Origin of the sequence: Lysobacter sp. TAB13 (genome assembly GCF_052113885.1) — a bacterium.
Lineage (GTDB): Bacteria > Pseudomonadota > Gammaproteobacteria > Xanthomonadales > Xanthomonadaceae > Lysobacter > Lysobacter gummosus.
This window is the reverse complement of sequence record NZ_JBFRDR010000005.1, coordinates 267,299-277,110: the sequence shown is the minus strand read 5'-3', so window position 1 is coordinate 277,110 and position 9,812 is coordinate 267,299. Positions and strand designations below refer to the sequence as shown.

The 9,812-nt window shown below is 64.3% G+C and carries 14 protein-coding genes; 2 read left to right on the top strand and 12 right to left on the bottom strand.

The window, feature by feature from the left end; genetic code table 11:
• Positions 1-101: 101 nt before the first annotated feature.
• From AB4Y92_RS08800 to AB4Y92_RS08785, 4 genes are all read right to left on the bottom strand, one after another.
• Positions 102-644, bottom strand: a complete 543-nt coding sequence (locus AB4Y92_RS08800) for a DUF4357 domain-containing protein (RefSeq protein WP_441819323.1) — start codon at positions 642-644, stop codon at positions 102-104.
• A 405-nt stretch (positions 645-1,049) separates the two neighbouring features.
• A complete protein-coding gene (locus AB4Y92_RS08795) occupies positions 1,050-1,505 on the bottom strand; it encodes a hypothetical protein (RefSeq protein ID WP_441819263.1) in 456 nt (151 codons plus the stop codon).
• An 87-nt stretch (positions 1,506-1,592) separates the two neighbouring features.
• Positions 1,593-1,937 (bottom strand): 5-carboxymethyl-2-hydroxymuconate Delta-isomerase, encoded by a 345-nt coding sequence (locus AB4Y92_RS08790; protein WP_441819262.1) that lies wholly within the window; start codon positions 1,935-1,937, stop codon positions 1,593-1,595.
• Between the two features lie 67 nt (positions 1,938-2,004).
• Positions 2,005-2,499, bottom strand: a complete 495-nt coding sequence (locus tag AB4Y92_RS08785) for a lipocalin-like domain-containing protein (protein WP_441819261.1) — start codon at positions 2,497-2,499, stop codon at positions 2,005-2,007.
• A gap of 109 nt (positions 2,500-2,608) precedes the next feature.
• Between AB4Y92_RS08785 and AB4Y92_RS08780 the strand changes: the two genes are divergently transcribed.
• A complete protein-coding gene (locus AB4Y92_RS08780) occupies positions 2,609-3,448 on the top strand; it encodes a LysR family transcriptional regulator (protein ID WP_441819260.1) in 840 nt (279 codons plus the stop codon).
• 293 nt (positions 3,449-3,741) lie between these two features.
• Here AB4Y92_RS08780 and AB4Y92_RS08775 read toward each other — a convergent pair whose 3' ends face one another.
• Together AB4Y92_RS08775 and AB4Y92_RS08770 are read right to left on the bottom strand one after the other, a co-directional pair.
• Complete coding sequence (locus AB4Y92_RS08775; protein WP_441819259.1) at positions 3,742-3,915, bottom strand: hypothetical protein; 174 nt, start codon at positions 3,913-3,915, stop codon at positions 3,742-3,744.
• A gap of 2 nt (positions 3,916-3,917) precedes the next feature.
• A complete protein-coding gene (locus tag AB4Y92_RS08770; protein WP_441819258.1) occupies positions 3,918-4,259 on the bottom strand; it encodes a hypothetical protein in 342 nt (113 codons plus the stop codon).
• A 235-nt stretch (positions 4,260-4,494) separates the two neighbouring features.
• On the opposite strand from AB4Y92_RS08770, the gene AB4Y92_RS08765 reads away from it, so the two are divergent.
• The gene (locus AB4Y92_RS08765; RefSeq protein ID WP_441819257.1) at positions 4,495-5,307 is read left to right on the top strand and encodes an NRDE family protein; all 813 of its coding nucleotides are present in this window, start codon (positions 4,495-4,497) and stop codon (positions 5,305-5,307) included.
• A gap of 203 nt (positions 5,308-5,510) precedes the next feature.
• On the opposite strand, the gene AB4Y92_RS08760 is transcribed toward AB4Y92_RS08765, so the two are convergent.
• The 6 genes from AB4Y92_RS08760 to AB4Y92_RS08735 form a co-directional block, all read right to left on the bottom strand.
• Complete coding sequence (locus AB4Y92_RS08760) at positions 5,511-6,041, bottom strand: hypothetical protein (RefSeq protein ID WP_441819256.1); 531 nt, start codon at positions 6,039-6,041, stop codon at positions 5,511-5,513.
• 573 nt (positions 6,042-6,614) lie between these two features.
• A complete protein-coding gene (locus tag AB4Y92_RS08755) occupies positions 6,615-7,028 on the bottom strand; it encodes a hypothetical protein (protein ID WP_215058182.1) in 414 nt (137 codons plus the stop codon).
• Positions 7,029-7,058: 30 nt separating this feature from the next.
• A complete protein-coding gene (locus tag AB4Y92_RS08750) occupies positions 7,059-7,262 on the bottom strand; it encodes a PspC domain-containing protein (protein ID WP_057943194.1) in 204 nt (67 codons plus the stop codon).
• Positions 7,263-7,314: 52 nt separating this feature from the next.
• On the bottom strand, positions 7,315-7,728 hold the full coding sequence (locus AB4Y92_RS08745; protein WP_441819255.1) for a DUF5329 domain-containing protein: 414 nt from the start codon (positions 7,726-7,728) through the stop codon (positions 7,315-7,317).
• Positions 7,729-7,736: 8 nt separating this feature from the next.
• Entirely contained in the window at positions 7,737-8,465 is a 729-nt protein-coding gene (locus AB4Y92_RS08740; RefSeq protein ID WP_441819254.1) for an SGNH/GDSL hydrolase family protein, read from the bottom strand.
• A 276-nt stretch (positions 8,466-8,741) separates the two neighbouring features.
• Complete coding sequence (locus tag AB4Y92_RS08735; protein ID WP_441819253.1) at positions 8,742-9,812, bottom strand: class III poly(R)-hydroxyalkanoic acid synthase subunit PhaC; 1,071 nt, start codon at positions 9,810-9,812, stop codon at positions 8,742-8,744.

The window sequence follows — 9,812 nt, the reverse complement described above, 5'->3', positions numbered from 1 at the left end:
GCTGGAATTGCGGTTTTTACTCGTTCGCAAAAAACTTTTAAACCCTATTAAATAACAACGAAAGAACAGTGAAATGCGCAAACTTTAAGTTTGCGCATTGACTACTGGCCAGCTGCAACGGCCTGTACACGCACTTCCTCGTGCAGCGTCGTCCCTGATGGACGCTTCCACTCGACCCACCCGTTCGTTGCTCGACCTGTCACGCAGTCGCTGGCCCCACTGGGCGTATTGAATAGGTGATCGCGGTCGAAACGAATGCGGTCGCCTTCCACTTTGATTACACCCTGTTGTATAAGCTTTTCGCGACCCCGGTATGTGTACGACGGAGTCGTATCGAGACGACCAGTTGCCCCCTTCAACACCACGAAGCCCTCCTCTGTGTACAGTCCTCGTGCGTCAGCATCGCGACTTCGACAGTAATAGAAATTCGAATCATTTACTTCGACCGCAGAACCTCCAGGGGATACGGAGATCTTCGCAACAGCATCAAACAATGGATGTCCGAGGGTTGCGAGCAACACACGTAGCGTGTCGTGAATCTCAGTGCAATCGGCTTGGAGCGGCGCCGGCGCATGGGGCCGACCTCCCCCGTTCCCGTTGTCCAGGACATAACGACCAGCTTGGTTCGCGCGCTGAATAGACATCCACTCCAAATAGCTCCCATGGGTATTGGTTAGGCTGTTTGTGAGCGATACCGCAACTAGGGCCCTGCTCCAGAACGCCTTGCTCGCGTTGTGCTGTGCCAATCGCGCCCTGAGGGATCCGGTCTGTCCTATATAGGCCTTTGGCGAGCCGTCCTCTTCGTCCTCTCCGAACAGAAAATATACGCACACCTGCTCCGCTTCGGACATTCGCATGAAGTCAGCTAGCAGACTCCGCGGAACCTCGATCACACGGACAATTCGGGTAGTAATTTCCGCCACGCGAATACCTTGGGGATCGCCGGCAGGCAGGAAAATCTGAATCGTCTGTGGGTGACTTGTCATTCTTTTATCTTCTAAATGGTCTCTTACGTAGACGCTCACACAACGTGCGTAATTGCGCCGTCGCTAGGTGTTGCCGACGTCTATCTCAGCTGCAACTTCCTTGATCAACTGGTCAAGATCGCGCTTACCCAAATCCTGCAGCGCCTGGGTCAATTCCCACTTCAAGCTGCTTGATTCCTGGGCCTCGGCCTCAACGATCCCCTGATGCAGCTCAAAGGACTGATTATAGACAAGGTGCATCTTTTCGACGAGCACCCCAGAGAGATACGCATGGGCGGGCAGAACCGCTCTCACGTAGAACCCCTGAATCTCCTCGTCAGTAGGTTGCAAGTCTATATCCACAAACTGTCGTCGAAAGTTGAACAGCGTTGGGTTCGAGTCCCACCTCCGGCACCAAGAAAAAAGGCCCGCGAGCGATCGCGGGCTTTTTTGTGCTTGTTCGGGCTGGGCACAGGCTTTGATGCCGGCCAGAGGCTCCGCGACGGCCGGCCTCTCCGCGCTCGTCTGGACATCGTTCAACTCGCAAGCGCCTTCCCCGCTGACGGCGGATTATCCGTCAACCGGCGCGGACCGACATGCCGACCGCGCCGGAAACCGGCCCCGGAGTCACAGCATGGTTCGATTGAAATAAGTCGCCCGCTCGAACTCGTCGATATTCACGGCAATGCGCGGAAGCAGCGGAAACATCCCGGTCAGCTCGCTGACGATGGCCTTCGCCAAGACGGCGCGTTGCTCGACACTGCGCCCCTGCATGATCCAGGCGAAGGTATGGATGAAATCCTCTCGCCCGCCGCCGACGGCATAGGTGCCGAACGGGTGTATGCGGACCTTGATGTCCGATTCTTCGAACAACCCCGTTGAACTCACCACTCGATGCAGCCGGGCGATGATCGATTCCTCATCGTGAATCTGAAGCAGTCCCTGAGAACAATCGACTACGAAATGCGGCATGACGGCTCCATCGCTTGCAGGGTGGATACGGAGGACGCGACCGCCTCCGAACGCGCTGAGGAAAGGTTTAATCGAGCCTGCGCCACACGGAAACCGGGATGCTTCCGTCCGCCCGCGGCGGCACCTCGTAACGCAGCTGCGCGCCGTCGAGCTTGTACCGGCGCTTCTGGGTCGTGCCCTCCCAGTTGGGAAAGGACGAACCTTCGATCGAGAACACCAACAATCCTGCCGGCTGGTCGATCGTCACCGTGCCGTAGTGGGCACTGCTGCCCAAGACCGCGGACTTGAATTCGTCGGCGCTGCCGTCGGGCTTGTTGTCGCTGGCGAACCGCTGGCGTTCGGACTTGAATATCTGCAGCGAATACCGCCCCTTCTCATCGACCACGAGCCGGCCTTTCGGATTCTCGCCGTAGTCCCGCGTCGTCTGCCCATCCGGCAGGATCTTGTCCGCGGCGACCAGGCCCCAGGTGCCTTGCAGTGGAAACGCGCGTGCCGGCATTTGCGCGTCGGGCGCGGCCAGCCCCGCCAGCACTGCGACGAATGCGCCGCTCAATAGTTTCATCGCGGTGAGTCCTTGTGTTTGGGATCGACCGGTTCATCCTAAGCCGCTTGATAGATATGAAAAATGCATCTACAAAGATATCTGCCATTTAAAAATCGAATCTATCCAGATGAAAGCCATGGACGTGGACGCGGTCAGGGCGTTCCTGCTGGCGGCCGACCTGCACAGCTTCACCCGCGCCGCCGACGTGCTGGGCACCACCCAGTCCGCGATCAGCATCAAGCTGCGGCGCCTGGAGGAACAACTCGGCCGCCGCCTGCTGGAACGCACGCCGCGGCATGTCCGCCTGTCGGCCGAGGGGCTGGCCTTTCTCGGCGTGGCGCGCGAACTGGTGTCGTCCCACGATCGCGCGGCCGCCGCCTTCGAGACCGAACAGCGCCGCTTGGCGATCGGCATCAACCAGTTGCTGGTCGGCAGCGAACTGCCGTATTTGTTGCGGCAGATGCGCGACCACGATCCGAACCTGCTGGTCGAGATGCGCATCGCCGGCACCAACGAACTGTTGCAAAGCCAGGAACGCGGGGAACTCGACGCCGTGCTGGTGCTGCGCCCCGAGGATCGCGGCAAGCGCGGAAAAATCGCATTCGCGGAAACCTTTTCATGGTTCGCGGCGGCCGGCTGGCAGCCGCGCGCCGGCCAGCCGTTGCCGCTGGCGACGCAAGGCGAGTCGTGCCGCATCCGCATGGAGGCGGTACGCGCGCTCGACCGGGCCGGCATCGAATGGCGCGAAGTCTTCCTCGGCAAGGGCGCCGCGATCCTGGGCGCCGCCGCGGTCGCCGGCCTTGCGGTGGCGGTGCTGGCGCGGCGCGCGGCGCCGCCGGGCGCGGTCGATGTCAGCGGACTGCTGTCGCTGCCGCCGATTCGCTCGCAGGACGTGATGCTCTACAGCAACCTCAGCGACCGGCGCACGCGCGATGCCTTGCGCGTTCTCACGCTGGCGTTCCAGTGAAGGCACTGCGTCTCGGGACAGCAGAGGGTTGTGCCGGCAATATTGCGTGGCGCGATTCGAAGAGACGTAACTGTTCGCTTCTGGCCGATAGCGGGCGCCCCCGAAACACATCGCAGCCTTGCGCCGTGTTGATTCAAGCGGATAGCCCGCCTGGAAGCGGGCTCTTTCGTTTCCGGGGCTAACGGCTGAGAGCATCCGCCCGGACGCATGGCCGCCACGATCAATGCCGGAGTGGGCTGGAAGATTTCGCGCCGAACCGACTCGCCCGCGTCATGGAACACCCCAACCGCAGCTCAGTGCGACTCTTCTCCATCCTCGCCATCGGGGTACGCAACCGACGCCGCATGGCCGGCCTGCTCATCGCCCTCGCCCGCCTCGTCCCGCCATGCGCGCTCCGCCGGCGCGCTGCGCGCAAGGTTCGGCCATGCGGCGACGATGCAGCGGATGGCGGCGGCGGTTGCGAGCATGATCAGTTCTCCGGGTGAGGTCGCCTGCAGCCCAGGCAGCGGCGAGCGCGGCCGCCGCGACCGCTGACCGGTCGCGACAACAGGCCGCCGCAGGGACACTGCGGCTCCATGCCGCGTTCCCATCGCCATAAACGCCACAACGAGTACATCGTCATCATTACGCCGGCGCCGGCGCTGCCGAATTGCAGCCATCGCGCGATCCGCGCGTATTCGTCCGTCGCCGACGCCAAATCGGCGGATGCGACGCCTGTCTGCAGCAATAACGCACCGGCCGCCATGCCGCCCGCGGCCACGACCAACGCCGGCGCGAACAGCTGCAACAACATCCTGGCACCACGATTCATCGCTTACCCTCCCATCTGCGCCGGCTAGCAGACAGTGGAGCGATCTCATCTGTTGAGACGGTGGCCAGATTATGGCCAGCCTCGCGGCGCTGCATCTGCCATTGGTCCTGGCGTATTTGCGCCGCCTGTCGGTTGCGCGCCGGCGCGGCTTGTGAACAATTTCCGTCCTCGCGCGGACGCTGCGGACGGCGACGGCCGTCGCGTCATCCTGGCCGGGGTTGGTTAGAATCGCCGCATGTGTCTGATCGCTCTCGCCTGGCAACACCATCCGCGTTACCGGCTGGCGCTGATCGCCAACCGCGACGAAGCCCATCAACGCCCCACCGCGCCGGCCGCGGCCGATCCCGACGACGCGCACGCCTTCGGCGGCCGCGATCTGCTGCAAGGCGGCAGTTGGCTGATGATTTCCGATCGCGGCCGCCTGGCCGCGGTGACCAATGTGCGCGACGGACTCAATCCCGACGCCGCGCCGCGTTCGCGCGGCGCCCTGGTGCGCGACTTCATCCACGGCGCGATGACCGCGTCGGAATATCTGCAGACCCTGCGCCCCGAAGCGATGCGATTCGGCCGTTTCAATCTGCTGTTGTGGGACGGCGGCGAGTTGATGTTCGGCAGCAACCATCCCTACTTCCAGGCGCACGCGGTCGAACCGGGCGTGCACGCGATGTCCAACGGCGCCTTCGACGCGCCCTGGCCCAAGAGCGGCCTGGCCACGCGCGCGCTGTCGGCGTGGCTGGAATCGCCGGCCTCGCAACAAGCCGATCACAAGCAGCCGCCGAACAGCCATGACGCGGGACTGGCGATGCTGCTCGCGGCGATGGCCGACACCACTCTCGCGCCCGACACCGCCCTGCCCGACACCGGCGTCGGCCTGGAACTGGAGCGCATGCTGTCGCCGCCGTTCGTGCTCGGCGAACGCTACGGCACGCGTTGCAGCAGCATCGTGCTGATCGGCGAGGATTCGATCGGTTTTATCGAACGGCGCTACGGGCCCAATGGCGCGGCCGGCGGCGAAACGGCGGTGGAGTTGCCGTTGCGGCGCGGTTGAGGCGAGAGGAGTTTCGCCGCGTTTTCACGCTCATGGAAAGCGAGAGCGCATCCAACGGCCGGATCGCCCGACGCGCGTCATGAACAAACGCTGCTAAATCCAATGACATCGCGCATACGAAACAGCCCGCAGGTCGTCCGACCTGCGGGCTGCTTTCATCTTGTGCAATGAACCGCACAGGCCATCGCTAATGACGGCGGCGATCAGTAGCAGGTACGAGGCGGCGCGGGCGGCCCGAAGCCCGGGAAGAGGTAGCTGAACTTGTAGTAGTTGAAGCCGCCGCGACGGCTGTAATCGCCCGTACACTTCAGCAAGAACACCTGCGCCCTGCGCGTGGGCGTGGCGAACGGGCGGACCAGTTGGTTGTCGAGGTAGATGTCGGTGTCGGCCAAGGCCGGACGGGTGCCGACGCCGGTGTCGAACTGGTCGATCAGCCAATCTAGCCGGGTGGAGCCATCGAGCGTGCTGTTGCAGCGCGCACGCACGTCCTGGGTGAGTTCGCACAAGTAGTACGGCGCGACCATCGCCGGGCCGAAGCCGGTGGGCTTGTCGTAGACCTTGCGGCCGTTGAGGAACACTTCGGTGACCATGCCGCTGGTGTTGTTGGCGTTCCACCACGCCACCAGCGCTTGTTCGTTGGCGAACGGGCCGGCGGGGATGGTGAACTGCGCCTGCGCCGGACTGACCGCGGCAAGCCCGAGCACAGCGGCGGCGACTAATGAGATTGCTTTCATAAGACTCCCTGTGAGTGGTGATTTCCATGCATCACCGCGCGTCGGCTGTCGCGCGATGCCCGATCGCTTTGGTGATCACGTTGAAGCATTCGCTTCGCCGTGCGACCGCGCTTTCGGGTTCACGTATTTAACCAAACGCATGTCGCCGCGAAAGCGACAAGCCCGCTCCAATGGAGTCCGATCGCGCGCGAATGCGTAGCTCGCTTACACAACAATCGAGTGCATTCGCGTCGTCATAAGTAAGGAGTACAGATCGCTTACTCAGCAAACACATATTTCGTCACTACACACTGCGAACATCCGTCAAAGTTCAAACGAAAAATGCGCCATCACAAGATGTGCAGGACACAAATAAGAAGGCCCAGGCCTCGAAGATGTTCTTCGGGTGTCCGGGCCTTCCGTCGTCGGAGCGATTGCATCGAACTTGCGTCCGTTGGTTTTTCTCCGACGCGTGCAGGCTAACGCCGCCGGCGTTAGGCAAGGATCAAAATTTCGTGATCGGATTCGTATGCGCAATCGCTGAATCCGCGTGCCGCCGTATTCAGTCGGCGCGGCCGCGCGGCGGCGGCGCGGTCACTTCGCCCACGGCCACCAGCCGCGGCCGGTCTGCGCATAACGATCGGCCGCGCGCTCGAAGCGGTTGCGCACGCTGATGCCGCCGCAAGCCAGATACAGCGGCAGAAACAACAGACCCAGCACCATGTACTGATAGACGTGCGCGCGTTCGTGATCGGCCAGGCGGATCGGCGGTTCTTCGCGATGGCCGGCGTCGTGGGCGTAGGTGCGGCAAGGCGAATCCAGATCGTCGCCGGTGTGCAGGATCACGTTGCCCAATGTCATCGCCCCGCCCGGCCCCCACGGCCAGTGGTGGAACACCAGGGCGAGGTCGTCGCCGCGCCAGCGCGGACGCGCGCCGAACGGCGTCGCCAGCAAGCCGGCGAGCAGGCCGAGCGCGGTGACCGGCGAGGTCCACACCGCGCCGACGATCGCAGCGGCGATTCGCAACCATGCGCTCAGTCAGCAGCCCTCTTCCGGCAATAGCAGCCACAGGATCAGATACGCCAGCGCCACCGGCAGGACGAAGGTCGCCAGGGCCAACACCACGAAGGCCGCGCGCACCAGCACCGGATTCCAGTGCAGGCGCAAGGCGATGCCGCCGGCTACGCCGGCCAGCATGCGGTCATGGCGCGAACGGCAGAGCGGTCGCGTGGCGCTGGTCATCGTGGCGCTCTCCGAGCGGCTCGGCGGCGAGGGTCGGCGCCAGTTTATCGCGTCACGGTGATGGCGGCGTCGCCCGCGCGGCGGCGCGCAGCTGAACGAGTCTGGCCTGCAGCCAGGACGCCGCGGTCATCGCCGGGCCCTTGCCGCAACGCACGTGGTAGGGCTTGCCGCTGAGGCTGCTCTGGCTGGCGCCGCGTTCGATGAACAACTCGGCGGTGTCGGCCAGATCCCGCTTGCGCAGGTAGGCCAGCTTCTTCTGCAAGTGTTCCTGGGCCTGGGCCGAGTCGTACCAGCTGCCGTTGCGTTCGAACTGGCAACCCGACTGCCCCAGCGCCTGCATCAGCTGCTGGATTTCGCGTTCGGCCGCCGCCGACGGCGCCGCCTGGGCCGCGCCCGCGGCCAGCAGGGCCAGGGCCAGCCAGGCCGAGGCGATCGGCCGGCGCGGGATGGTTGGAATCGAGGTCATGCGCCCGATTAAAGCTTGTCCAGCCAGGCGCCGACCACCCGCGTCCAGATCGCGTATCCCTCGGCGTTCATATGCAGGCGGTCGGCCACGAACAGCTCCGGCCGCGACTGGCCGGCGGGGTCCAGCATCGGCGTGAACACGTCCAGATAATCCACGCCGCGGGCGCCGCGGATGTAGTCGTGGATCAGCGCATTGGCCTGACGCACCTGCGGCAGCAAGGCGCTGCGCGAGGGGCTGGGCTTGATCGAGATGAAGGCGATCCGCGCCTTCGGCGTGCCGGCCTGGACGCGGCGCACGAAGGCGACGAAATCGTCGCGCACCTGGCGCGGCGTGCGGCCTTCGTTGAGATCGTTCTCGCCGGCGTAGAACACCACCGCGCGCGGCTGGTAGGCGTTGACAATGCGATCGGCGAAATACACCGAGTCGTAGACGCGCGAGCTGCCGTAGCCGCGGTTGATCGTGATCGTGCCGGGGAAGTCTTCGCTCAGCGTGGCCCACAGGCGGATCGAGGAACTGCCGACGAAGACCACCGCGCCGGGCATGCGGCGCACGCGCGCGTCCTGCGCTTCCCAGGCCTGCACCGTGTGCTCCCATTCGCGCGAATCGCGCGGCGCGGTGCCGGGCGGCGACGGGTCGGCCGCGACGGCGGCGCTTGCGGTGGCGGCGGCATCCTTGCCCGGAGCGACGGCGCAGGCCGTCAATACGGTGAACAGCAACGCGGTCAGGATGCGGCGCATGCCGGGTTCCCAATGGCAAAGGTGGGTCCAGCCTAACCCGAGCGGGATCGGGGGATCGAGACTCGATCGGGCGGCTTGCGCTGAAGCAGGCAGCTATCGACCGACTGCGCTTGCGAGCCCCTCTCCCGCTGCGCGGGAGAGGGGTTGGGGTGAGGGCCGTGGTCGCCGCGAGCCCCTCATCCGCCCTTCGGGCCACCTTCTCCTGCAAGCGGGAGAAGGATTCCAGCAGCGACCATAATCGCGATAAGCCAGCGCCCGCAGCGACGCCAGGACGACTCAGCGCGAACGCTCGCTCAGCCAGTCGTGAATCGCGCCGGGCACTTCGCGCTGGGCGCGGCCGGAGACGTAGATGCCGATGTGGCCGCCCTTGAACGACAGTTCGCTGTAGTCCTGCGTGCCGACCAGATCGGCCAGCGCCTTCGACGCCGCCGGCGGCACCAGATGATCCTGCTCGGCGTAGATGTTCAACACCGGCATCTGCACATAACCCAGGTCCACCGCGCGCCCGCCGATGTCGATGCCGCCGTTGACGAAGCCGTTGCCCTGGTAGAACTGCTTGATGAACTGGCGGAAGGCCTCGCCGGCCTGATCGGGCGAATCGAAGATCCACTTTTCCATGCGCAGGAAATCTTCCAGCGCGCGCTTGTCGTCGAGGATGTCGATCAGGCCCACGTACTTCTGCACGAACAAGCGCCACGGCTTGAGCGTGAGGTAGCACCAGTTCATGACATCGGCCGGAACATTGCCCAGCGTGTCCACGAACTGGTCGATGTCCAGCCCGCGCGTCCAGTTCGACAGCATGTTGTCGCTGGTGTGGAAATCCACCGGCGTGACCATGGTGATCAGGTTGCGCACCTTGCCCGGGTTGAGCGCCGAGTAGCACAACGAGAACGCCCCGCCCTGGCAGATGCCCAGCAGGTTGACCGAATCCATGCGGTATTCGCGGCGCAGATGATCGACCGCGCCGCCGAGGAAACGCTGAATGTAATCCTCCAGTTCCAGATAACGGTCGGAACGGTCCGGGTAACCCCAGTCGAGGATGTACACGTCCTGGCCGCGTTCGAGCAGGCCGCGCACGATGGATTTGTCCGCCTGCAGATCGACCATGTACGGGCGGTTGACCAGCGCGTAGGCGATCAGCAGCGGCACCTTCGCGGTCGGCGCCTTGTCGCCGCGGAAGCGGTACAGCACGACCTTGCCGTCGCGCCAGACTTCTTCGCGCTCGGTCGCGCCGTAATCGATGTCGCCGACCTCGCGCAGCGTGTCCAGGCCGGCGCGCAGTTTGCCCTGCGCGGCCGCCGCTTCTTGCGCCAGCGATTCGGCGCTGAAATTGATCGGTGCGGTCAT